The organism is Actinoplanes derwentensis (assembly GCF_900104725.1).
GTDB classification, from domain to species: domain Bacteria; phylum Actinomycetota; class Actinomycetes; order Mycobacteriales; family Micromonosporaceae; genus Actinoplanes; species Actinoplanes derwentensis.
Genome location: NZ_LT629758.1, coordinates 6,694,729 through 6,718,160, shown reverse-complemented (window position 1 = coordinate 6,718,160; position 23,432 = coordinate 6,694,729). Strand labels below are relative to the sequence as shown.

25 protein-coding genes are annotated in these 23,432 nt (G+C 65.3%); 12 read left to right on the top strand and 13 right to left on the bottom strand.

Annotated elements, in window-relative coordinates; translation table 11 throughout:
- Positions 1-102 precede the first annotated feature (102 nt).
- From BLU81_RS29410 to BLU81_RS29390, 5 genes are all read right to left on the bottom strand, one after another.
- Positions 103-561, bottom strand: a complete 459-nt coding sequence (locus tag BLU81_RS29410) for a GNAT family N-acetyltransferase (protein WP_157751841.1) — start codon at positions 559-561, stop codon at positions 103-105.
- 262 nt (positions 562-823) lie between these two features.
- Positions 824-2,056, bottom strand: coding sequence for a hypothetical protein (locus BLU81_RS29405; RefSeq protein WP_092548392.1), 1,233 nt, complete (start codon positions 2,054-2,056; stop codon positions 824-826).
- Between the two features lie 113 nt (positions 2,057-2,169).
- Positions 2,170-3,414, bottom strand: a complete 1,245-nt coding sequence (locus tag BLU81_RS29400; protein WP_092548389.1) for an acetyl-CoA C-acetyltransferase — start codon at positions 3,412-3,414, stop codon at positions 2,170-2,172.
- Positions 3,415-3,499: 85 nt separating this feature from the next.
- Positions 3,500-4,291: an SGNH/GDSL hydrolase family protein gene (locus BLU81_RS29395; protein WP_092548386.1), complete on the bottom strand. Its 792-nt coding sequence runs from the start codon at positions 4,289-4,291 to the stop codon at positions 3,500-3,502.
- Positions 4,292-4,306: 15 nt separating this feature from the next.
- Positions 4,307-5,356 carry an SGNH/GDSL hydrolase family protein gene (locus BLU81_RS29390; RefSeq protein WP_092557820.1) on the bottom strand — a complete coding sequence of 350 codons (1,050 nt, stop codon included), beginning with the start codon at positions 5,354-5,356 and terminating at the stop codon, positions 4,307-4,309.
- A gap of 202 nt (positions 5,357-5,558) precedes the next feature.
- On the opposite strand from BLU81_RS29390, the gene BLU81_RS29385 reads away from it, so the two are divergent.
- From BLU81_RS29385 to BLU81_RS29375, 3 genes are all read left to right on the top strand, one after another.
- Positions 5,559-5,903 carry a YkvA family protein gene (locus BLU81_RS29385; protein ID WP_092548383.1) on the top strand — a complete coding sequence of 115 codons (345 nt, stop codon included), beginning with the start codon at positions 5,559-5,561 and terminating at the stop codon, positions 5,901-5,903.
- Positions 5,904-5,906: 3 nt separating this feature from the next.
- Entirely contained in the window at positions 5,907-7,265 is a 1,359-nt protein-coding gene (locus BLU81_RS29380) for a cystathionine beta-synthase (protein WP_092548380.1), read from the top strand.
- A gap of 207 nt (positions 7,266-7,472) precedes the next feature.
- On the top strand, positions 7,473-7,808 hold the full coding sequence (locus BLU81_RS29375) for a hypothetical protein (protein ID WP_092548377.1): 336 nt from the start codon (positions 7,473-7,475) through the stop codon (positions 7,806-7,808).
- 423 nt (positions 7,809-8,231) lie between these two features.
- Here the strand turns inward: BLU81_RS29375 and BLU81_RS29370 are convergent, their stop codons facing one another.
- The 4 genes from BLU81_RS29370 to BLU81_RS29355 form a co-directional block, all read right to left on the bottom strand.
- Entirely contained in the window at positions 8,232-8,741 is a 510-nt protein-coding gene (locus tag BLU81_RS29370) for a GNAT family N-acetyltransferase (protein ID WP_092548374.1), read from the bottom strand.
- Positions 8,742-8,750: 9 nt separating this feature from the next.
- Positions 8,751-9,644: a ribonuclease Z gene (locus tag BLU81_RS29365; protein WP_092548371.1), complete on the bottom strand. Its 894-nt coding sequence runs from the start codon at positions 9,642-9,644 to the stop codon at positions 8,751-8,753.
- A gap of 284 nt (positions 9,645-9,928) precedes the next feature.
- On the bottom strand, positions 9,929-10,870 hold the full coding sequence (gene ppk2, locus BLU81_RS29360; protein ID WP_092548368.1) for a polyphosphate kinase 2: 942 nt from the start codon (positions 10,868-10,870) through the stop codon (positions 9,929-9,931).
- Between the two features lie 45 nt (positions 10,871-10,915).
- Complete coding sequence (locus BLU81_RS29355) at positions 10,916-12,349, bottom strand: CYTH and CHAD domain-containing protein (RefSeq protein ID WP_092557818.1); 1,434 nt, start codon at positions 12,347-12,349, stop codon at positions 10,916-10,918.
- A gap of 93 nt (positions 12,350-12,442) precedes the next feature.
- Here BLU81_RS29355 and BLU81_RS49310 point away from each other — a divergent pair, with 93 nt between their 5' ends.
- Positions 12,443-12,619, top strand: coding sequence for a hypothetical protein (locus BLU81_RS49310; protein WP_172890647.1), 177 nt, complete (start codon positions 12,443-12,445; stop codon positions 12,617-12,619).
- Here the strand turns inward: BLU81_RS49310 and BLU81_RS29350 are convergent.
- Positions 12,616-12,939, bottom strand: coding sequence for a hypothetical protein (locus BLU81_RS29350; protein ID WP_092548366.1), 324 nt, complete (start codon positions 12,937-12,939; stop codon positions 12,616-12,618). The genes BLU81_RS49310 and BLU81_RS29350 overlap by 4 nt on opposite strands.
- A 268-nt stretch (positions 12,940-13,207) precedes the next feature.
- On the opposite strand from BLU81_RS29350, the gene BLU81_RS51640 reads away from it, so the two are divergent.
- Complete coding sequence (locus BLU81_RS51640) at positions 13,208-13,336, top strand: hypothetical protein (RefSeq protein WP_269460916.1); 129 nt, start codon at positions 13,208-13,210, stop codon at positions 13,334-13,336.
- A gap of 69 nt (positions 13,337-13,405) precedes the next feature.
- A complete protein-coding gene (locus tag BLU81_RS29345; protein ID WP_092548364.1) occupies positions 13,406-13,687 on the top strand; it encodes a hypothetical protein in 282 nt (93 codons plus the stop codon).
- Between the two features lie 451 nt (positions 13,688-14,138).
- On the opposite strand, the gene BLU81_RS29335 is transcribed toward BLU81_RS29345, so the two are convergent.
- Together BLU81_RS29335 and BLU81_RS48680 are read right to left on the bottom strand one after the other, a co-directional pair.
- The gene (locus BLU81_RS29335; protein WP_092548358.1) at positions 14,139-14,576 is read right to left on the bottom strand and encodes a hypothetical protein; all 438 of its coding nucleotides are present in this window, start codon (positions 14,574-14,576) and stop codon (positions 14,139-14,141) included.
- Positions 14,577-14,700: 124 nt separating this feature from the next.
- On the bottom strand, positions 14,701-16,137 hold the full coding sequence (locus BLU81_RS48680) for an ApeA N-terminal domain 1-containing protein (protein ID WP_157751840.1): 1,437 nt from the start codon (positions 16,135-16,137) through the stop codon (positions 14,701-14,703).
- A 296-nt stretch (positions 16,138-16,433) separates the two neighbouring features.
- Between BLU81_RS48680 and BLU81_RS29330 the strand changes: the two genes are divergently transcribed.
- Positions 16,434-17,846, top strand: coding sequence for a recombinase family protein (locus BLU81_RS29330; protein ID WP_092557816.1), 1,413 nt, complete (start codon positions 16,434-16,436; stop codon positions 17,844-17,846).
- 438 nt (positions 17,847-18,284) lie between these two features.
- Here the strand turns inward: BLU81_RS29330 and BLU81_RS29325 are convergent, their stop codons facing one another.
- Entirely contained in the window at positions 18,285-19,217 is a 933-nt protein-coding gene (locus BLU81_RS29325) for a restriction endonuclease (protein WP_157751839.1), read from the bottom strand.
- A 96-nt stretch (positions 19,218-19,313) separates the two neighbouring features.
- On the opposite strand from BLU81_RS29325, the gene BLU81_RS29320 reads away from it, so the two are divergent.
- From BLU81_RS29320 to BLU81_RS29300, 5 genes are all read left to right on the top strand, one after another.
- Positions 19,314-19,556, top strand: a complete 243-nt coding sequence (locus BLU81_RS29320) for a hypothetical protein (RefSeq protein ID WP_092548352.1) — start codon at positions 19,314-19,316, stop codon at positions 19,554-19,556.
- A gap of 130 nt (positions 19,557-19,686) precedes the next feature.
- The gene (locus BLU81_RS48675; protein WP_157751838.1) at positions 19,687-20,346 is read left to right on the top strand and encodes a hypothetical protein; all 660 of its coding nucleotides are present in this window, start codon (positions 19,687-19,689) and stop codon (positions 20,344-20,346) included.
- A gap of 364 nt (positions 20,347-20,710) precedes the next feature.
- The gene (locus BLU81_RS29310; RefSeq protein ID WP_092548346.1) at positions 20,711-21,022 is read left to right on the top strand and encodes a WXG100 family type VII secretion target; all 312 of its coding nucleotides are present in this window, start codon (positions 20,711-20,713) and stop codon (positions 21,020-21,022) included.
- 6 nt (positions 21,023-21,028) lie between these two features.
- Positions 21,029-22,672, top strand: coding sequence for an alpha/beta hydrolase (locus tag BLU81_RS29305; RefSeq protein WP_092548343.1), 1,644 nt, complete (start codon positions 21,029-21,031; stop codon positions 22,670-22,672).
- Positions 22,669-23,199, top strand: coding sequence for a hypothetical protein (locus BLU81_RS29300; protein WP_157751837.1), 531 nt, complete (start codon positions 22,669-22,671; stop codon positions 23,197-23,199). The genes BLU81_RS29305 and BLU81_RS29300 overlap by 4 nt, the downstream gene beginning before the upstream one ends.
- Positions 23,200-23,432 lie beyond the last annotated feature (233 nt).

Here is a 23,432-nt window from a genome sequence, read left to right as displayed (position 1 = left end):
TGGCTGGGCCACTACCGCCAGCCCGACTTTGGGCGCTGCTTGGGATCGGGTGCGCCGCCCGCGACGGCGACGACTCGGGCGGGCCGACCGAGAACCTGGCGATCAGGGAACAAGGGTGAGGTTCAGCAGGTCCAAGCCGTGGACCTGGTGGAAGCCCAGCGCGGCGTAGAGAGCCTGGGCTGAGGTGTTGTCCGGCTCGGTCTGCAGGGACACTCGGAGGTCACCTGATGAGCGGGCTTTGGTGATCACATGGTCCAGCAGGGCGCGGGCGGTTCCGTTGCGGCGGTGGGACGGTGCGACGTAGAGGTCGCGGATCGAGCAGATCGTGCCCAGCCGCAGCGAGGCGGGTAGCCGCACAGTGGTGACCAGGCCAACTGGGTGATCGTCGTGGAGTGCTGCGATCAGGTTCAGCGTGCCTTCGCCGAGTCGGGCGGACAGCCAGCGGGCGGTTGCCTCCTGGTTCGAGGGCTGACCGTAGTGGACCCGATATTCGTCGAAAAGCGCTGCGGTTTCGGTGAATCTCGGCGAGCCGTAGCTCAGGACGGTAATTCGGTGAGTCACGGTGCTTCTCCAAGCCAGCCGATGGCCACGGTGTGCCTTTAAGGCAGTCGATGGCTGCGGTGTTCCTTCAACCCGGCCGATGGTCCTGGCGATGCCTCAGGCAAATTGGCGGTTATCGCATTGATTCAGGCCGGTTGATGGCGATGGGTTCGGAAGGTCATGGCGTTTCTCCTGGTCGGAGCATCGTCGCGACGGTTGGTCAGGGGTGCGGGGTGTGCCGGGGAGTCTGGGGTGCGACAGGGGAGGTGGGCGTGGGGTCGGGTCAGGGAGAGTTCCAGGGGATCGTTTGCAGGTTGGTTAGGTCGGGGACTGGGGTTCGGTCTTCGCGGGCCAGGGTGGTGAGGATTCGGGTGGCCTCGGGGATTGTCACGTGGTGGCCTCGGGAGAGGTGCTCGTCGGGGTAGGGGGTCTCCAGCCAGAGCGGTGGGTCGTGATCCTCGTTGCGGACCTGGACGATGGCGCCGGAGCGGGAAGTGAAGACTGCCCAATTGCCGGGCGTACGCAAGATGTGGTTTTGAATGCGTTTTGTGCAGCTTTCCAAGGTTGTCAGGAACGGGCGTTCCGCGTGGCCGCGGTCGGTGGTCTCGTAGGTCATCTCCAGGACGTCCTCCTCGGGACTGCCCGGGACGATCAACTCCGATGCCGACGGGATCGGGTCTCCGGAGAAGATCGGGGCCAGTGCAGCCCAGGCCGCCAAGCGGGGAACGTCGACGGGCAGGGAGTCATCGGCGCCCGGCGAGGGAAGGGATTCCGGTGAGAACGGGGGAGCCGGGGAAGCCGAGGGGACCGGGAAAGCCGGGGAATCAGGAGAAGACGGGGGGAACAGGGTTCCGGTCAGGCGGTCCCAGGATCGGGTGATCACCAGGCGGTGGCCTCGGACGTCGGTGAGTTCCAGGCGTACGCCGGGCGGAAGGTCGTTGGCCACTCGGGTCAGTTGGGTCGCGGCGGGCCACGGAAGGGTCGCCTCGGTGGGGTACATCTGGCCGCCGGGCCATTCGTCCAGCAGGCGGGTGTCGGCGCGGGGCTGCGCCGGGCGGGACCACTCGCCGAGCGGCAGGCATAATACACCGCCGGTGACCTGTTCGAACGTCTCTCGGGACTCGCCGGGGCGGACTTCGCTGCGATGTGCGGGGGCGGCCAGGGTGGTGATCGCGTTGAGGGCGGGATGCCTGCGGAACTCGTCGACCGGCCGGAGGACGACCACCCGGTCCAAGGGGAAGCCGTCGATCTCCAAGGGCAGGACGTGCACGCTCTCACCCGGGTCGGCGGGCACCCGGTCGGCGGCGTCGAGCAGAGCGATCGCCACGTCTTCGCGGTAGGTGCCTTTGGCGGCTCGCAGCAGGGTGACCCGGCCGTACCGGATCCGGAAGATCGTGGTCATCGGGCCGTGGCCGCCCAGCGGGAAGCTCATGATCCGCACCTGGTGGTCGCCGAGCCGGGCCGGTTCGGTCTCCCGGCGATAGGCGCGGTGGATCGCGTCGAGGATCTCGCTCATCGGCCTGATTCTGCCCGCTCACCGAAACCCGGCCCCTCCCTGCTCACCGAAACGATGAGCGGGGAGACCGGGGCCGGGTGAGCAGGGAGATCGGGACGGGGAGAGTGCTGGGTTCAGCTCAGGCGTTCGAGGATCAACGCCATGCCCTGGCCGCCGCCGACGCACATGGTCTCCAGGCCGATGCTCTTGTCGTGCCAGTCCAGGGAGTTGAGCAGGGTGCCGGTGATGCGGGCGCCGGTCATGCCGAACGGGTGGCCGACAGCGATCGCGCCGCCGTTGACGTTCAGCTTGTCCAGGGGGATGCCGAGGTCCTGGTACGACGGGATGACCTGGGCCGCGAACGCCTCGTTGATCTCCACCAGGTCGACGTCGTCGATGGTCATGCCGGCGCGCCGGAGAGCCTGCTTGGACGCCTCGACCGGGCCGAGGCCCATGATCTCCGCGGAGAGGCCGGTGACGCCGGTGGAGACGATCCGGGCGAGTGGGGTGATGCCGAGTTCACGGGCCTTGGTGTCGCTCATGATCACGACTGCGGCGGCACCGTCGTTGAGCGGGCAGCAGTTGCCGGCGGTGACTCGGCCGTCCTCGCGGAAGACCGGCTTGAGCTGGGAGACCGCGTCGATGGTGACGCCCGCCCGGGGGCCGTCGTCCTTCGACACGACGGTGCCGTCGGGCAGGGTGACCGGAGTGATCTCCCGGTCCCAGAAGCCGTTGGCGATGGCTTTCTCGGCGAGGTTCTGGCTGCGGACGCCGAACTCGTCCATCTCCTCGCGGGACACGTTCTTGATCTGCGCGAGGTTCTCGGCGGTGTAGCCCATCCCGATGTAGATGTCGGGGGCCAGACCGTCAGCGCGCGGGTCGTGCCAGGTGGTGCCGTTCTTCGCGGAGGTCACGGTGCGGGCCTGGGCGGCGGCGAAGGCCGGGTTGGCCCAGGAGCCGCCGACGAGTTCCTGCGCGGCCGAGGGCAGGCCGTCGGAGCTGCCGCGGGCGAACCGGGACACGGTCTCGACACCGGCCGAGACGAAGATGTCGCCCTCGCCGGCTTTGATGGCGTGGAAGGCCATCCGGGTGGTCTGCAGCGAGGACGCGCAGTAGCGCGTGACGGTGGCACCGGGCAGGCCGTCCAGGCCGAGCTGGGTGGCGACCACGCGGGCCATGTTGAAGCCCTGCTCGCCGCCGGGCAGACCGCAGCCGAGGTAGAGGTCTTCGATCAGGGTGCGGTCGAGCTGCGGCACTTTGGACAGGGCGGCGTCGATGATCGTGGTGGCGAGATCATCGGGACGCAGATCCTTCAGCGAGCCCTTGTGGGCGCGGCCGATGGGGGAGCGGGCAGTGGCGACGATGACAGCTTCCGGCATGCGCCCAGTTTACTCACCGGTAACATGGTCGGAAGCGCGAATTTGTCACATGCTGTGCAAGAAGTGTCGGTGAACGGGAAAAACGTCACGCCGACCGGAACGACGCCGCCTTCGCCACCGCTGGATACAGGGCGTGTGCCCAGACCCGATAACCGTCCGCGGACGGGTGGAACCCGTCGTAACAGAGGGTCCCGGCATCGGCCCGGAAGACCGCACCCGTCTCAGCGGCCAGATCGACCACCACCCCACCGGCCTCGGTCACCGCCTTGGCCTGGGCCCGGGCCATCCGCCGGCCCACCAGCCCGGCGATCTGCCGCAGCGGCGGCGCCATCGAACGGGCGGCGCCGAGGTCAGGACAGGTGCCGACGACCACCTGGACACCGGCCGAGCGCAACCGCCGGACCGCCTGACCCAGATGACCCGCCGCGTCCTCGGGACTGCGGCCGGAAGCGGCGTCGTACGCCCCGATCAGCACCACCGCGACATCCGGCCGATCGCCGAGCAGTGAGCGCGCGACCTGGGTGGCGAGGTCACTGCACCGGGAGCCGGCCACCCCGACGCTGGAGAGCAGCACATGCCGCTGTCCACCGTCCGGTCCGCCGTCGGCCATCAGCCGGGCGAGCTGGCCGCCGACCGTGTCGGACAGCCACTCCACCCCGACACCGACCGCGGCCGAGTCGCCGAGCAGCACCAGGCGCAGCGACGGCGCGTTCTGTGGGCCCATCGACGTGCGCAGTGCCAGGCCCATGGTCGGCTTGGCATAACGCCGGGACCGCGCGGCGAGCAGCTCGCCGGTGAGCAGGGCGACTCCGCCCACCGCCCCGGCCAGCAGACTCGTGGCCGCGGCCCTGGCCAATCGTTCCGGTAGCCCAGCCATGTCCGCCTCCCGGGGTCAGCCGACCTGATGATCCTCTGGCGTATAGCCTACGGCCCCGCCCTGTGGGTCACCGCCGACGTTGGCCGTGGAACGAGTGCTGAACCAACGGTACTTCCGCATTCGGGCCCAGCGCCCGACCGGTGCCACCTCGGTACCCGGCGCGCGGACCGCCTCGTCGGCCGCCTCGGACAGAGCCCGGACGTCCTCGGCGACCGGAGTGGTCACCGGGTCCTCGGTGCCGAGCACAGCCAGCACGGTCGGCATCATCACCGACACCGCTCTGGCGTACCCCTCAGCCGACGGGTGGAAACGGTCGGAACTGTACATTCGGATCGGATCAGCCTCGAACATCGGGCCCAGCAGGTCACCGAGTGACACCGTACGACCGCCGGCCTCGACCACCGCGACGGTCTGAGCGGCCGCGAGATCACGGCTCCAGCTGCGGGCCAGCCAGCGCAGCGGCGGTTTGATCGGCTTGATCGCACCGAGGTCGGGGCAGGTGCCGACGACCACCCGGCAGCCGATGACCCGCAGCCGTCGCACCGTGTCGCCCAGATGGCGGACCGCGGCGGGCCGGGCCGAGGCGTGCGTGACGTCGTTCCCGCCGATCAGGATGACGGCGATGTCGGGTTCGTACTCCAGGGCGACGTCCACCTGGTACGGGAGGCCCGCGGAGACGGAACCGACGACGGCCAGCCGGTGCAGACGGACCGGGCGGCGCAGGCGGCGGGAGATGCCGGTGGCGAAGAGGGCGCCCGGTGTCTCCCGGGGACGGTGCACGCCGTAACCCGCGGCTGTGGAGTCACCCAGGATCACCAGGACCAGTGGCCGCCCACCGAATTTCGCGCCGTAGACGCCGTCCCCGCGCGGTGGTGGGGCCTCGGCCATCGGGATCACCCGGCGGGCGTCCGCGGCCTGCCGCAGCAGCAGCCCGGCGGAGAGCGCGGTCAGTCCGGCCACCGCCCCGCCGGCCGCGCCGACCACCCGGCCAGCGGTCCGGAGCCGTCGCAGGTCCGTCTCGGTCAGTCCGCGGACCCGGGTCACGTTTTCGTGGGTCCTGGTCATGGGCCTGGTCACGTCGTTGATGCTCATAGTCTCCCTCGTTGTCGCTCGAAGGGAACCATCCGGCTCGCCCAAGATCGGCGGGTGCTGTCGGAATTCGAGGCTAACGCGCGAGCGCGAGTGGCTTTTCTGGCGTAGCCACATCCCCGAGAGGGCAATTCTGGCGCAGCCACGTCATGCTTGAGTGGCGGAGAGGGGAACATTGATGGCCAAGACTTTGAAACGCGCGGCGGCGTTCACCGCGCTGGCGCGAGCACTCGGCTCGGGCACCCGGGGTGGGCCCTCGCTGGGCCAGCGGCTCGGTGCCCTGCCACGGATGATGCGGGCCACCGCCAAGGGGGAGTACGACGGGGGCATGCGCCTGGCGTTGATGGCGGCCGCCACTGCCTATGTGGTGTCCCCGATCGATGCCGTCCCGGAGATGTTTCTCTGGGTGTTCGGCCTGATCGACGACGCGGTCGCGGTCACCTGGCTGGCCGGCACGATCCTCAGTGAGACCGAGCGGTTCCTGGAGTGGGAGAGGACCGGGCCGACGCTGGGCGTAAAGTGAGTCGTGCGCTATTACGACAACGTCGTCGAGATCATCGGTAACACTCCGCTGGTCCGACTCAACAGCGTGACCGACGGCATAAGTGCCACAGTGCTGGCCAAGGTCGAGTACATGAACCCCGGTGGCTCGGTCAAGGACCGGATCGCGTTACGGATGGTGCAGGACGCCGAGGAAGCGGGCCTGCTCAAACCGGGCGGCACGATCGTCGAGCCGACCAGTGGAAACACCGGTGTCGGCCTGGCTCTCGTGGCACAGCTCCGCGGTTACAAGTGTGTCTTCGTCTGCCCCGACAAGGTCAGTGAGGACAAACAGAACGTGCTCCGGGCGTACGGCGCGGAAGTGGTCGTCTGCCCGACCGCCGTCGCCCCGGAGGACCCCCGCTCCTACTACAACGTCTCCGACAAGCTCACCCGGGACATCCCGGGCGCTTGGAAGCCGGACCAGTACAGCAACCCGGCGAACCCACGCTCGCACTACGAACAGACCGGCCCCGAGCTCTGGGAGCAGACCGGCGGGAAGATCACCCACTTCGTCGCGGGCGTCGGTACCGGCGGCACCATCACCGGTGTCGGGCGCTACCTCAAGGAGCAGGGCGAGGTGCGCGTCATCGGCGCCGACCCGGAGGGTTCCGTCTACTCCGGCGGGACCGGCCGGCCGTACCTGGTCGAGGGTGTGGGCGAGGATTTCTGGCCCACCGCGTACGACACCAGTGTCACCGACGAGGTGATCGAGGTCAGCGACTCGGACTCCTTCGAGATGACCCGCCGCCTCGCCCGCGAGGAGGGTCTGCTGGTCGGCGGCTCGTGCGGGATGGCCGTGGTGGCCGCGCTCGAGGTGGCCCGCAAGGCCGGTCCGGACGACGTGATCGTGGTGCTGCTGCCCGACGGTGGCCGTGGTTACCTCTCGAAGATCTTCAACGACAAATGGATGGCGCGGTACGGGTTCCTCCGCACGCAGGAGGGCACACCGACCGTGGCCGACGCCCTGGCCGGCAAGGCGGAGGGCATCCCGCCGCTGATCCACGTGCACCCGACCGAGACGGTGCGCGACGCCATCGACTACATGCGGGAGTACGGCGTCAGCCAGCTCCCCGTCCTGAAAGCCGAGCCGCCGGTCGTCACCGGTGAGGTCGCCGGTTCGATCTCGGAGAAGGCGCTGCTCGACGCGCTCTTCACCGGCCAGGCCCACCTGCACGACACCATCGAACGGCACATGGGTGACCCGCTGCCGATGATCGGTGGCGGTGAGCCGGTCGCCGAGGCGGTCGGTCTCCTGGAGAAAGCCGATGCCGCGATGGTCCTGGTCGACGGCAAGCCCGCCGGCGTCCTGACCAGGCAGGATCTGTTGGCCCACCTGAGCTAGGCCACCCGTTCCCGGCCCCGCTTCGCAGCCGCGAAGCGGGGCCGAACGCTGTGCTCGTCACTGATAGTCGTCGCAGTCGCACAGACAGTCCGACCGGGTCGTGGTCCGTCGCGGTTGTATGTGTCGGGACGGTGCTATCGGCCCCTCCCGAACGAAGTGGACTAAGTGGACTGATCAGGTGAAGGCGAAGCGGACAAAGGGGTAGGGATGGTCGACGTCGACGATTCGGCACCCGCCGGCATCGTGGACCGTCTGTTGTGGCGGGACGCACAGCAGATGCTCGGGCGGCACACCGCCGGCCCGGACGGTAGATGCGACTGGTGCGGTTGGCGTTGGCCCTGTTCGGCCCGGAAGCTGGCCGAACGTGCCGAGGCGGTGGCACGCCGTCCCTGGCGCGACGTGTGGACGATGCGGCACGACCTGAACAGCATGCGGGAACTCCCCGGACGACGGTCCGGAGTGGAGGAGATCGGAAACCGGTACGCCACCGGCCCGCACCACCGCAACGACGACTTCCGGAGGTACCGGCGTGACGGCAGTTGATCCTTAGAAGCTAGATACACGACGTCGCTGAAGATGCTTGACCGTCCCCCGGCAAGCACGGCTTCCCGGCCCGGGCGACGTCGCCCAGCGGTGACATCGGTTCGCCCCGCCAGCGTTCCGATATCCCGCGCCCAGACCCGTTCCAGAACCGGATCCCAGATCGGCACGCCTCCGCTGATCGAGCGCCTCCGGCCAGGCGCATCCGGTTCGGGCGGGGCGGTGGGCGGGAACACGCGATCACAGGTTCCCCCGCATTCACTCGGTCGCGTGTTCCCGCCCCACCAGCAAGGTCACGGAACGTCTGCCGCACCCCACCGCGGCAGGCGTTCCGTGACCGGATGGTGTTGGACTGTTGTCGAGTGGTCTTCTCGACAGCAGTCTGGGAATCAGATCTTTAAGAAATCAGAGCGCGGGAGTAGCGCTTTAAGAAATCAGAGCGCGGGAGTAGCGCAGTTGGGGAAGATCTCGGTCGTTGACCGGGGCGGTCCTGGTCTCGCCGTCCGGTTTCCAGCCGCCATGCTCGTAGAAGCGCCGCGCTATCGGGTTGTCGGTCAACACCCACAGCACCGCCCGAGCCTCGCCCAACTGGGCCAACTCGGTCAGCGCGTGTGCCATCAACTGCCGGCCGACCCCGGTGCCGACCCGGTCCGGGGCGACGTGGATCGCGTACAACTCGACCGCGCCCGGCGTCTCACTCGGGCCCACATAGGTGAATCCGGCCAGCTCACCGTCGTCGACGGCGACGGTCATCCGGTGCGAGTCCCGTTCCCACTTCCAGCGCTCCTGCCACCAGGCACCCATCGCCTCCGGACCACGGGCGGCGAACGTCTCGGACGGGATCAGATGCGCGTAGGCGGCGGCCCGCGAACGATGGTGCAACGCACCCACCGCAAGCACGTCCCCGTCATCAGCCGGGCGGATCAGAACGGTCATGGTCTGACGTTAGCCCCGCGGCGGCACCGGCACGCGCAGCAGATCCTCGGCGAGCACCACCGGGCCGTCGAACTCCTTGGCGGCTTCCTCCAGGAAGCGGTCCGGGTCCGGATAGCGTTGCGAGAAATGCGTCAGGACCAGCTTGCGTACGCCGGACTCGCGCGCCACCACGGCCGCCTGCCCCGCCGTCAGGTGCCCGACCTGGGCGGCCATCTCGGCGTCCTGGGCCAGGAAGGTCGACTCGATCACCAGCATGTCGACACCCCGGGCCAGTTCGAAGACGTTGTCGCACAGGCCGGTGTCCATCACGAAGGCGAAACTCTGACCGGGGCGGGCCTCGCTGACCTGCTCGATCGTCACGTCGCCGAGCCGCCCGGCCCGCTGCAACTCACCGACGGCCGGGCCCTTGACACCACGCTCGGCCAGCAGGGTGGGAACCATCCGGCGGGAGTCGGGTTCGGTGAGGCGGTACCCGTACGTCTCGATCGAATGTGCCAGCGGCAGCGCGGTGAGGCGCCCCGCTGAGGTCTCCACCGTGAATCCGGCGCCGACCGGCTCCGCCACGATCTCGGCGTTGTCCCAGTAGCTGGTGGCGTGCCGCAGACGGTCGTAGAACTCCTGGCCACCGGCCGGATAGTGGACCGCCACCGGATGCGGGACCCGGTCCAGCGAGATGCGCTGCAGGATGCCGGGCAGGCCGAGGCTGTGATCGCCGTGGAAGTGGGTGATACAGATCCGTTTGAGCGGGGTCATCGGGGCTCCGGCCAGCAGCATCTGCCGCTGGGTGCCCTCGCCCGGATCGAAGAGGATCACCTCGTCGTCCCAGCGCAGCAGGTACCCGTTGTGGTTGCGATGCCGGGTGGGAACCTGGCTAGCAGTGCCCAGCACCACCAACTCGCGCATCTTGAACTCCCGGAAATGAAGCGACCCCTGGGGATTTCCTCGCCGCAAGCAGCGAGGTCCGGTCGGACTAGGCCGGATCCCCAGGGGTCGGGTGGCTGTCTGGTTTTGCCGGGCCGCTGCCACACGGTCTCGACTTCTTTTAAAACAACCAAAGCTGTCAAGGACAGCGGCTAGCGGACAGCCACCTCACGAGTCCCAGTGCTACTCAACTCTGGACCACCTCCCTTCACGTGTACGGCCACGTTATCCACGATCAGGAGAGGGCGCCAATGATTTTGAATCACCTAGAGGCGCGGGAATATCAGCGGCGAGTCCTCGGTGTTCTCGACCACGAGTGAGGCCGGGCCGAGGATCTGCGGGTCCGGCGCGGAGACGACCTCCGGGTCTTTGCCGTGGTACGGGAAACGGTTCAGCACGTACCGCATCGCCGCCAGCCGGGCCCGCTTCTTGTCGTTGCTCTTCACCACCGTCCACGGGGCGTCCGCGGTGTCGGTGTAGAAGAACATCGCCTCCTTGGCCTCGGTGTAGTCGTCCCACCGGTCCAGCGACGCCAGGTCCATCGGTGACAGCTTCCACTGCCGGACCGGGTCCACCTGCCGGATCGCGAACCGGGTCCGCTGCTCACCCTTCGTCACCGAGAACCAGAACTTGACCAGCTTTATCCCGGACCGGACCAGCATCCGCTCCAGTTCCGGGGTCTGCCGCAGGAACTCCAGGTACTCCTTGCGGTTGCAGAAGCCCATCACCCGCTCCACGCCGGCCCGGTTGTAGTACGACCGGTCGAAGAGCACGATCTCCCCGGCCGCCGGCAGGTGCTTGATGTAGCGCTGGTAGTACCACTGGCTCTCTTCGCGCGGGTTCGGCTTCTCCAGAGCCACCACCCGGGCGCCACGTGGGTTCAGATGCTCCATGAACCGCTTGATCGTGCCGCCCTTGCCGGCCGCGTCACGTCCTTCGAAACAGATCAGCAGACGCTCGCCGGTGTCCTTGCACCAGTTCTGCAGCTTCAGCAGCTCGATCTGGAGCAGGCGCTTGTCGTGGTCGTACTCGGCACGGGACAGCCGTTCGTCGTACGGGTAATCCTCGCGCCAGGTGTCGACCGGCATGCCGTCAGCGTTCAGCAGACGCGGGTCGTCGTCCTCGTCGTCGACGACCCGGTAACCGTTCAGCTCGGCGATCGGACCTTCATAGGGCGGTGTGGCCCGTAAGTCGAACTCGGATTGCATGACTCCGATTCATACCCGCGTGAACCAAGACCACAACCAGAGAGATCAGAACACTCGGCGAACTTTCCGCCGGCGGGCCTTCCGGGCCAGCTCCGGCACCTTCGCCAGCTCGTCCCGGCCGACCTGCTCCTGCCGTCCGTACAGCACTCCGAAGTGGAAACTGTCCGTACCCAGTTCCCGCAACACACCACGGGCGACGTTCGAATCCTGGTACGCGCCGAGCCCGTCCTGCAACGCGGTAAGCGCCTTCACCAGCCGTTTCGCCGGTCGGCCTTGCTCCGGGGCGAGCACTTCGACCGCGTACCGCGCCTGTTTGAAGCCCTTGCGCGACTCGTGGATCTTCTCCTCGACGCCGGACTCCAGGGCCGCGTCCAGTTTCACGTCCGCTTTCGCCAGCACCTTCCGCGCCCGTTTCACCGGGTCAGCGGTCCGCGGCCGGCGCGCCACCAACTCGTCGACCCGATCCAGCAGATCCAGGTAGCGATCCGAGTCGAGGGCCTCCGCCAGCTCCGCCCGGCCCGTCGCGATCCGGTCATCCAGATGCGCCCGAACCCGGTCGGCGGCCGCCGCGAACTCCGGCCCCGCCTCCTCCACCAGGCCCAGCAGCTTCTCCTCCAGCACCTGCGGATCGCGGACCGCGCCCAGCACCGCCGCCAGCCAGCGCAACTCGTCACGCAGGTCCGATTCTCCGAAACTTCGCCGGTACGTCTTCAGCGTGCTGCGCAGACGACGGGTGGCGACCCGCATCTGGTGCACCGAACGCGGCGCGCCCTGACGAGCACCCGGATCGTGGCCGAGGATCGCGTCGCGCTGCTCCCCGACGTACACCGCCACGGGGTTGATCTTGTGCTTGGCCTTTTTCCCGGAGTCCTCGGCCTTCGCCTTCTCCGCGGCCAGGCGGTCGGCCAGCGCCCGCGACACCTTCGACGGGCCCTCGGCCGGGCTGGCGCCCGCGGCGAACAACCGCTGCTCCACCTCGTCGAGAACCGCCGGGTCACCGGCGACGAACTCGACCTCGACCTCCTGCCAGACGGTCTCCACCCCGGCGGACTCCGCGCGGACCTGATCCTGCGCGACCAGCGCCAGAGTCCGGCCCCCGGCGTCCTTGAGCGGTGTCTCCACCCGGTGCGTGCGCAGCCGGGCCACCGGCGCCAGCGGGCTGCGCCGGACGATCGCCCGGACCACGCCGACCAGTTCGTCCGGCACCGTCTCGCTGTCGCCGTTCAGCCGGTGCTCGGTGCGGCCCACCCCGTCACCCGGCGTCTTCAGATGCCAGCCGGCGTCGTGACCGCCGCTACGTCTGCGAAGAGTCCGGCGATTTCTCATCAACCGGAGGTCGTCGGTGTCGAAGTAGGTGGCGTCGAGATCATGGGTCTCAGCGCCGTCAGTGCCGGCGATCTCGCCGGCCCCGACAAGGTCAGGAAGCTCGAACGTTTCGGGAACGTCGTATTTTCGCTCGGTCTCGGTCGCGATCTCCACCCTGTCCATGGTGCCCGGCGTCACCGGCGCATGCACAGCCGTATCTCAGGTTGGCCTGGCATCGTGATGGCCCGGCCCGGTTAGGAGAACTGCATGGAGAAGTCCGAACGCCGTCCCGTAACTCTCGCCGCCTCACTCGCCGGCCTGCGCCTCATCGGCGCCGGCGCGGTCCTCGGCCTCGCCCTCGCGGTGCCCGCGTCGCCCGCCCTGGCCGACCCGCCCCGCCCGCCCGCCACCACGCAGGACGCCGTCGACCTCGACGAGAGCTAGAAACGGGCTCCGTCTCGCGCGTGCAGATACAGGGCACGCGCGTAATTCGCGGACGCGGCGTTGTAGTACATCGTCGCGAGCCCGACGTGGAAGCTGTTGTTGGTGATCGCGTTCTTGGCGTTCGCCGACGCCGAATAACGAATCTCAGCGTCGGACTGACTGATGCCACGGCGCTCACACCGCAGCCGGTTCATCTCCTTGCCGGTGCGCCAGGCTTCCATCGCGCTCTCGGCTTCCCGCATCATCGCTTTGGCTTGCTGAAGCAGCCCTTCAGCAAGCTCCCAGGTGTTGTGCTCGTCATCTTGATATCGGGGCGACATCGTCCACCTCCCACTCCCGCTCCTCCCGAGTCTGTGTCCTGTTTCGTCGCATGTCGACCTTTTTCGATCGCCAGCGTGAATCCTGGACGTCCCCCTTGCCGCGCCCTGATCACCCGGTCCCGCGACTCTTGAAGGGGCTGAGGACTGCTTCGGCACCTGTCGAACCATTTCGATCCTCAGAGTGAATCGGCGACATCACCATTGCCAGTGCGAGACTCGCTGACGAGCGTCGTCCTTGCGGATAGTTCTGAAGTTCAGGATTCAGAGCATGCCGGAGCTCAAGGAAGTGCAGTGGAGCGAGTTGCAGCGTGACCCTAAAGGCGTCGCTGCGCTGGCTGATGCGGGCGACGTGCGGGTTCGTCGTCGTGATGGCGCCGACCTCTTACTGACACGCTAGGACCGGATGGCAGCATCCGGTGAGGGGGCCGTCGCAACGGTCCGGGCCCTCCGAAATCTTCTTGCTCACGTGTCTCCGGAGACGGCTGCCGAATCCTTGAGCGAGGAGTTTCCGTGGCTCGGACTTCTGCCGCCGGAGTCCATCCCGCAATTCGTCGTCGAGTTCACCCGGGCGGCGCGGATCTCCGCGGAATTGGGACAGTGGTCGGTGCTCGCCGACCTGCTCCGTGGCTGGAAGGCGACAGCCGTGATCCATGCCGAACCCGATCTTCTTCGTCAGTTGAGCGGGCCGGTCGACGATGACCTCGGTGTTGTCCCCGCGCCCCTGGAGGACGACGACGACGAGCGCTAAGCGTGGGGATCGCGTGGCGCCTCCGGGAAAGCCGGGAGGCTGGGAGGCGCGATTCGCCACCTCTGAGGCGGCGAAAGGTTGGGAGAGTCTCTGCCAGACGGCTAGATCCAGTACCTGGGAGGCGTGGATCATTCTGAGCGAGCGACCTACCGCGCCGATCAATCCGGCGCGGCAGCATCGACTCTATGGGCCTCTCGCCTACCGCGAGGTCGGCGGCAAACGGTTCGAACAGTGGCAGTACGAAGTGACTGCCGGCGGCCGAATCTGGTATTGCCCTGATTCGGACCGCCGCATCGTCTGGGTCGTCGCCGCAGGTCCTGCACACCCGAAGGCGACCGACTGATCAGACTGTCTTCGCCACGCCGACCGGGCAGGTCATGCCGTTGGGGACGAGGCCTGACTTATATGACCCGTGGGCGTACCGCTGTGCCCGTCGCGCCAACGGTGATCTTCACCCGAATTTTACCGGCGGACGGCTGGCCGCGAGCACCTCATACTCGGCGTCCGTCGGGGGATGCGCGAGGTGCCCGTCGCTGTCAATCCACCGACGGAGGTTGCCGGCCCGGCTGGCGGAGCGCTCGACGCGGATGATCGCGTACTCACATGGTCTTCCTGAGGTCAGTTCCTCAACGGCCTGCGTCATCTCCTCGGGGTTCGTCACGTTAGACAGCCTGTAGACCGTGTGCATCCCCTTACTCCAGCCGATTTGATGGCGTTCCCGGTCGAGGCGTATCTGAAAAGCTTGTTCCTCGGCCTTCTTCCTCTCGGCTTCTTGGCGCTCTCGCCAGTCGTTGAGCGCGGACTTGCCGCCCATGAACGCGAATGCAGCAAGCAATACCGTGGCAAATCCGCCAATTCCATCACCGAGGTTGCCGAAGTCGTCGAACATGCTTTCACCATAGGTGATGGCGCAACCTCCGGCCACGGGTGATCTCGACGTCATCTATCCGCTGTGGCGTGCAATATCTGAACAGCCGTTGGAGATGCCTCGCTCATAGTGAAGTTGGCTGAAGTTATCCTGTAAACCATTCCGGGAATCCCTTTTTGACGTGATGCCTAGCGCTGTTTATTTCCCAATGGTGTTCAAAACTGCGACGACATTCATGAGTGGAGAACCCAAGTTCACGCAATAGGATCATCTCGGCGAGTAGTTGAGCCGATTGAAGAATAGCAAAAACCTGTTCGACTGTCTTCTTGTCTTGGCTTGCGAGCACATGCCCGATGCCGTTTCGGATTCCAGTTAATTGTCGGGTCCACTCAACTTCGTTCCCAACAACTTCGCTCATTAGGTTGTCGGTTTTGTTGAGCAACTCCTGAATGCGAAAGGAATAAGTTTTGCGGTGGGCGGATGCGATTGCGTCTTTAAGCCAATTGCGGTGTTGGGGGAGCGTGTCGTGCACCGCTTCGATGATCGCATTATTGCGGGCGCGTTCGGCGGGGGACTTTTTCTCGTATCCCGGGTTTAGGCCACGATGAAGTCCCTCAAGAGCAGACGCGATAGTGAACATCTTCTGTTGCAAGTATCCGCCGGATTTTTGGCGCCCCGAGAATATTAGATCGCAAACCGTGCTGATTTTTGCTTGCAAGGAAAACCACTTCGGTACGAGCTCCGGAAACTCAATATTCGGCGGGAATTCTTTACAGTTCATTCCGAAGCGCATGTGCTGTCGGATCTTTGCGTCTTCTTGCATTTCCATATCTGTTTTGGTGCGACGGACGGCGTAGGAAGATATCGACGGTTCAGCCGTATTTCCTTCAGGGTCATCATAGATTCCGACCTCGATATTGAAGGCCTGACAGGAGGTGCCGGTCGCGAGACTTATAAGCTGCTCAAGTGGCCGAATGTAGCGATACTCGATTTCTTCAAGTGGTAGCCGCTCGTCGAGCCGAAGTTCTATCACCTCGTAGCTCGTAAATCCAGCACTTGAGAGTCGGCCTATTTTAGAGGTCGTGCTTCTCCATGCGGTAATTTTGCATCCGTCAACGTCTGCCCTAAGTGGCGGAAGGGGTGCCAGCTCAACTGCTGTAGTCGAATTCGAAAAAGTCCAGCGATATGGGGATCGGTTTACCCATTCATTAAAGTTTGGTAGTTGAATGCTGGCGTGGTTGAAGCGGCATTCCTCAGTGCTATTGAGGTGACTTTGGCCGACTAGTGCGGTTCCCACGTTAAAAGTACTGCGTGTTTCTTCTGATCGGCTACCGAGACTTGATGACACTTTAGTTGTGAGGACATCTAGGAGAGTAAGGCAATTCCCCATGCTGGCTCCGTGCATGATCGGGATGTCGGGCCAGGTAGTGTCGTCGATATGGTTGATGCTCATATCGCTTAGACTGGATAGGCTGAGTTCCGGGGAGTGATCTCCCATTATCAGCGTGCCAGGACTGCGCCGCTTGTTCTGGCCCGGTAGCCACCACTGGCCCATGAAGGTTGCTTCGCCAACGTTTCGCACGTTTGTTGATCGTAGGGGATAATCTGAATCGGCACCACAATTAACTCGCGCGGAGCGCATCTTTCCATTGACGCGATCCTGGGGCCGCGCTACCGGAAGTGGGGCGGTGGCGCGCGCTCGCGAGATCTTCGCTGAGAAGATTGCTACTGCTTGATCCTGGTTCAGGGCGGTATCTGGCTTCCGTTGCGTGGCGCAGAGGATGTGCGTCCAACTCGAAATATTTGTAGTTAAACGGGAATGTATTTGACTGCTAGTCGAGGCTCGGATTATGTGACCCATCACGTATGGTCTATGTCATGCGTGCTGCGATCTACTGCCGAATCAGTCAGGACCGGGCCGGGGCTGGGCTGGGCGTCGCCCGCCAGGAGGAAGACTGCCGTGTGCTCTGTGAGCGCAAGGGGTGGATTGTTGTCGAGGTCTACCCCGATAACGACGTCAGCGCCTACTCGGGAGCACCCCGACCGGCCTGGTCACGGCTGCTGGCCGATGTGCGGGACGGGAATGTCGATGCGATCGTTGGTTGGCACGTCGATCGGCTCACCCGGTCGCCGCGCGAGCTGGAGGACGTCATCGACCTTGCCGACAAGTTCGGTGTCGAGCTGGCCACGGTGACGGGGGACGTTGACCTCAGTACGCCTACCGGCCGCCTGGTCGCCCGGATGCTCGGTGCCGCTGCCCGGCACGAGGCCGAGCACAAGGCCGAGCGCCAGAAACGCCAGCGGCGGCAATCTGCGGAGGCCGGAAAGGTCGCGGGAGGCGGGCATCGGCCGTTCGGCTACGAGGCCGACCGGGTGACCATCATCCCCGATGAGGCCGAGATCATCCGGGAGTGTGTCCGCCGCGTGCTGGCCATGGAATCTCTCGCCAGCATCGTCCGCGACCTCACCGAGCGCGGCATCACCACAACGGCCGGCAACAGCTTCAAAGTCACCAGCCTGCGGCAACTGCTCTGCCGCGCGAGGATCAGCGGTCGCCGAGAGCACACCCCGCGAAGCAACTGGGAGACGACGAGGCCGATCATCGGCGACATCGTTGCCGATGCGGTGTGGCCGGGGATCATCAACCCGGAGGAGTCTGACCGGGTGCGTGCGATCCTCACGGATCCTGACCGGCTGACTCGCCAACCAGGGCGTGTGAACAGCTACCTCTTGACCGGCCTGCTGATCTGCCATTGCAATGCGCGACTGGTCGGCCGGCCCCGGTCGGGCGTGCCGCGGTATGTGTGCTCCAACGCGCCCGGTTACGACTCCTGCGGAAAGACAGCGACGAACACGAAGCGGACCGATGACTACATCCGTGATCTTGTGATCGTGGCGCTGGACTCTCCCGAGTTCATCGCGTTGCTGCGCTCACAGCAAGCCCTCGGATCTGAGGCGTCGGACGCCATCAAGGATGACGAGCAGGAGCTAGAAGACCTTGCCCGTGACTGGGCGCACAAGAAGATCACTCGCCGGGAATGGATGGCCGTCCGCGTGATCATCGAACAGCGACTCGAACGCAACCGGGCGGCCGAAGCGCGGGAGTCACGCCGGAATGTGCTCCGGGGCTTCATCGGAACATTGGAGGAGATGTACGCCCGCTGGGAGCGCATGAACGTCTCGCAGAGACGCGCCGTCCTGAACGCCGCTCTGATCTCAGTCAAGGTCAACCCGGCCGACCCAAAGAAGCGGTGGGACCCAGACCGTTTCGTCCCAGAGTGGATCGCATGAGCTGAAACAGCCACTCTGTTTCAGCCGGTCTGAGTCTCCGAGTCCCGAAGCCTGTCCAGGTCAAGGGACGGTGGGGGACTCGGCGAACAAATAGGCGATTTCGCCTGGGACCGCATCGGTAGCGCCCTACAACTGTGACCTTCGGCGAGAACTACCAGCGCGGCGTTCTTCTGGGACCTCGTTGCAGTTAGAAGCGTCCGTAGATCGAGACATACGAGTCCGGTACATACGAGTCCGGCGCAATACTGCTGAATTCCTCTTTTTGCGATCAAGGCGGCTCGCTGCGCGGTCCGCGCGGCCTGGCCGTGGCCTGCCGCGCTACCCCAGCGGGGCTCCACCCCGACCGGCTGCCGGTGAGCCGCAGCCGGCATGGCTCACGACGAAGCCCGAGCCTCCGGAGAGAGCACTCGGGCTTCTGGGATGGAGGTTGCCGAACGGTCAGGCGGGAGGATCGATACGGTCAAATGCCCCTTCAGCGATCTCATACACACAGCTCATGCCACAGCTATGTATGAGGCTGAGGAGATCACCTGCCGGCTGGACGGGGAGAAGCACCACGAGGCGAGCATCTTTCGACTCGATGTGGCGGCGGTAGTCGAGCAGTTGGCCGATCGCGCACCTAACAGCCTCACGGGTGGAGACGGCCTTGGCTTCGTACAGCTCATTTGCCGTTGAGTCGTACAGGTCCGTGAAGAGATACTTGATTTCACCAGGCGGGCGAATCCGACACCGGCCTACACTGTGCCCCTTGTCGAGGAGATAGTGCTCATAGCGCTTGCTGAGTCCAGTCTCTCGCCGGAGGGCTTTGCCGCCCGTAGGCGGCGAGCGGTCGAAGCTCTCAGCGTCGCCGGCCTCAGTTGGAACCACTGAGCTCTCCGCGGTCTGCTCTACATCGGGAAATCCGGCAAGATCGGCTTCTGCGCGATCAACGGTCCCCAGCGGGCGCAGCCGGAAGACGATTACGGACCGTTCTCGGATCGGATCATCCTCGCGGACATACGGCAAGCCCGGATCCACCTCAAACTCACCGACGTAGCGGTGTAGCTTGCCGCCAGGCTGCTTGCCGCTGGCCGCGATGAATAGGTGCAAGGCACGCCCGGCCTCCTTGTGAGCCAAGACAGCCTGATTCTTCCAGTAAGTGAAGGTGTGGTCGCCCTCGGCACCCTCGCCCGTATAGAAGAAGACCGACCTGTCCGTGGACCAGCCGTCGAAGTCGTAGCCCCACTTTTCGCCCTCGTCCCGGTCGGAGTAGACGAACACGTTCGGCGTCTCAGCCGATGGCAAGATCCCGCCCTGGATCGAGCCACCCCATCGGTCGCGGCGTTCCTTACGAGTCAGGATGCTTCCTGGTGCCAAGTCGATTGCTCCCACAGCCGGCAGCGTATGCGCCGGGTGTGACAACGTCGCTCTCATTCCGCGTGGTCGATGGCTTTCTGATCGCTAAGTGCTGATGGCATAGTCGGCGTTGTGGACCGACGGACATGCTGGATCTGCGGTAAGAAGATCGACAGGGACTTGGCCGCGATCGAGAGAGCGGGTGAGCGACTGCGGTACGTGCCGTTCGTGCGGGATGTCCGAGTGGAAGGCGTAGTACTGGCGCATCCGGTTTGCTTCGCCAACGAGCAGGGCGTCGAGGCATTGGTCGTCCTCGTCCACGAACGCGACTATGAGACGGTCGAGAAGTCGGGCAAGGGCGAACGACTGAGCTAGTTGGGTCTTCCCAGTGGACAGTAGACTCGCGCCCCACCAGGTTCGCCCCCCGTGAGGTTGTGAAGTCGTGCGACGTGTTAGAGAAGTGCTCGGGTACGCGAGAGCGCAGGCGGCCGAGCTCCAGCTAGACATGAGCTGGAAGTCCAGTGAGTACGGCGGCTGGTGGGCTGCAACTGAGCCACAACTAGCGCCCCGCATCGCTGCGCGGGCAGCGGCAGCGATGGAATTCTTGCGGCAATACGCCGGTGCTGACAGTTTCTGGACTGAGAGAGCAAATGCCGTCTACCTCAACAAGGGCGACAACCAGTCTCCTGAGTCGGGCGCGCGGGCTATCGGCGAGTTGCTTCTAGCTTGGGCCGATCAGGTAGAGGCTGGCGTGGTCGAGATCGTCGGTTCTCGTGGGTGGGAAGAAGTCGGCGTAGTTAGTACCGACGTCATGGTGCAGGTTCGTCGGCTTCTTGAGGATCGGCTAGCGCATCCGGCAGCACCCATCGTTCTGTGTGGCGCAGCCCTTGAGATAGCACTTCGAGCGGTAGGCGATGCTCGAGGTGTGCCGCTCCCAGATCGCCCGACGCTCAGCACGCTGACCACAGCTCTGAGGCAGGCGGATCTCCTTACGAAGCAAGACGTCAAAGATCTGGAGCAGTGTGGAGGCCTTCGCAACGCCGCGGCGCACGGAAACTTCGAAGATCTGAGCTTGGAGAGAGCAGGCCTCATGGAACAACAAACGAACCTCATCTTGCGCCGTCTCACCGACCTGCAACAGACCGTGCATACTCAGGGTGAGTAGCCAGACTCATAGTCGATGACGAGGTATGCCGTACCGCAGTGAAGTACAGCAGCCGGAGGAACTTCGCCGGACCGCACGAGACTTCAGCAGTCGGTCTGACCTCGTACGCGACTTGATCAAGCCTAGCCGCCGCGAGTTCGCATCGGATGGCGCCTCATCCTAGATTTCCTTTGCGGCCGGACGCGCTCGGCCTGCTGGCGGCCTCCGGCCGGCATCGGCCAGCGCGCCGGCTAACTCCTCGTCTGCGAAATGTGAGATTTCCGGAGCGAAGTGGCACTGCTACCGAGGTTGCGGGCCATAGAGCCGACGCTCGAGCCCTACGATGGCGGCGTTCGTCTGGGACCGCGTTGATAGATTCCGGCGCATGGTAGTCAGTGGTGAAGTGCGGGTCGATCCGCCGATCCTGGAAGCAGCGGCCGGTGCGTGTGACGAGCTGCAAGACCGACTGCGACAAAGCAGCAGGAACATCGAGCCGGAGACCGAAGTGGCGATGGCCGGCCTGCCCGGGTGGTCGACACGAGGAGCCTTGGAATCGCTGATGTGGGCGTGGAACGACGACGCCACGCGGTTCGCCACCTATCTAGGTTCTATGGGCGACGCGTTGAACGGATGTGCGCGCGACTACCGACACACCGACCACGCCAACGCGGCACTGTTCGACATACGAGGACGGTAGTCAGCGGTGCTCATCTACACCGATCTCAGAGATGCGCGGATCGATCAGCTCAGCGCAGCGGCCGACGAGTGGCAGCGTGTCGCCGAGTTGTGCGAGGCCTTGGAGAGCGATGCGGTGAATAACCTGATCGCTCCGCTGCGAACCTCGGGCTGGGCCGGTGAGGCGGCCACCGCTGCTTTCGCCCGTGTCGAAGCACTTGACGACGAGTTCGAGGTTGCCGGACTGCGTAGCCGCACCGCGGCGATTGTCCTACGCCGAGCTGTCGAGGACTTCACCCAGCTTCAACGACAGCTTCAGGCGGCGGTAGAAGGCGCTGTCGCAGCCGGGCTGAGCGTCGACCGCGAAGGTCGGGTCTTCCCGCCCGACTTGGGATCGGCGATGCGTAATGACCCAGACCGAGAGTTGATCCATCAGCGCAACGTGCAGAACGCTGGCATCTTCGCTGACTTGTTCACCCGGATCCTGGCGGATGCTACTGCGGCTGACGACCAGGTCGCGCGGGCTCTAGGCGACCTTCAGGCGACAACTTACGGCCAAGAGGCGTGGGAGTACGGTGCGGCCAGTGATGGCGCGCGGAGCGCTGCCGGTGTGTTGGGCCTTTCCGAAGACAAGATTCCGGCCGCCGGCACCGATCCCGTGGCGGTCAACGCATGGTGGGACGGTCTGTCTGCGGACGAACGGCAGATCTACCTGACCGCCTGGCCAGACCGGCTCGGCGCACTCGACGGTGTGCCCGCCGCTGACAGGGATACCGCCAACCGGCTGGCACTGCGCGACTACATCGGTGACAACGTCAACGAAGGCAGGGATCAGGGCAACAGCCAGCACGACCGGGCGATCTACCTGCTCGGGCGGTTGGAGGACGGCGAACACGGCCAGCCCTCGATGTATCTGCTCGGCTTAGACACCACCGGTGATGGCCAGGCGATTGTGGCGCTGGGCAACCCTGACACTTCGGCGCACACTGCCGTGGTCGTTCCCGGTGTCGGCACAGAACTCGACGAGTATCGCAAAGAAATTCGCCGGGCGGAGTCGCTACACAACGAGGCAGGAGCGCTGTACCCAGGCACTTCGGTTTCGGTGATCTCCTGGCTGGGTTACGACACTCCCGGTGGTGGCGGCAGCGGCACTGATGTCGTCACCGCCCCCTTCGGCGCAAAGAGCGAGGCCGGTGCCAGGGCGTTGGACAGCTTCGTCGACGGGCTGCGTGCCGGTCACGAGGGGCCGGCAACACACGTGACCGTGATCGGGCACAGCTACGGGTCGACTGTTGTCGGCGAAGCCGCCCGCCCCGGCAGCGGTTTCGCTGCCGACGATGTCATTGCCGCAGGTAGCCCAGGAATGCGAGTGGACAACGCCGGTCAGCTCACTACTGGCGCTGCCCACACGTGGGCGACTGCCGCGGGCGATGACAACTTCGTCGCCCGCCCGGAGAATAGTTCGTCGTGGCTCGGCATCGGCGGAGCGGAAGCCGTCAAGCTCATCCACGGGCCGGCACCGCACGACCCCGCATTCGGCGGCCAGGTACTACACGCTGACAGCCACGGCCACAGCGGCTACTGGGACTCCGGCCGGAACATCCTGAAAGCGCAGGTCGCCGTCATCACCGGTGATTACGAGCGAGCCCACCTCTATGGGAAGGCCCCGTGACAGTGAAACGCCGACATATCGCAATCCCGGCACTCGCCTTGATCACGGCACTGACCCTGGCCGCAGGCTGCTCCACCAACGACCCGACAGATAAGGATGAGCCGTTGCAGACCGCAATCCTCGCGGAGATCACCCAGCAGGTCACCGCCGACGCTGACAACGTGGCAGGCGCAGCAGGCACCGAACTGATCAATTGGAAGACCACTCCAACACCGTGCATGGGCGCCAACGGCGAGTTCGCCGACGACGACCGCTGGTACCTCACCGCTGGCGGCAACCTCAAGGTGGCACCCCCCGATCAGGCCGCCGCCCTCCAGCGCATCAAAGCCTCTCTGGAAGAACAAGGCTGGGAGATAACTGACAACAGCACGTTCGCGGACGGGACGCGCGGCAACCTGGACGCGACCAACCCGACCACCCGGCATGTTGCGACCATCACCACCACCATGGACCTACAGCACGTGACGGTGTCTATCAGCAGTCCTTGCTACATGCCGGCACCCGGAGAGAATCCCCTCAAGGGTTGAAGACCGTTCAAGACTGCCGCGCCGCTTCGCGACTTGCCATCGAACACTGCGGTTACGGCGGTGCCGGTAGTTGCCGAGCGCAGCGCCCTCAGTCAATGCGGGTGCCGGTCCCGGTATGGCGGGCGTGTGAGCGCGCGGCGACAAGATCGAGTAGTCCGCGCGAAGTCCGCCGAGGCAGCAAAACACTGTCAGATCTTGGCTGACGTTTCCACAGTTCAGCGGACATCCGAGCA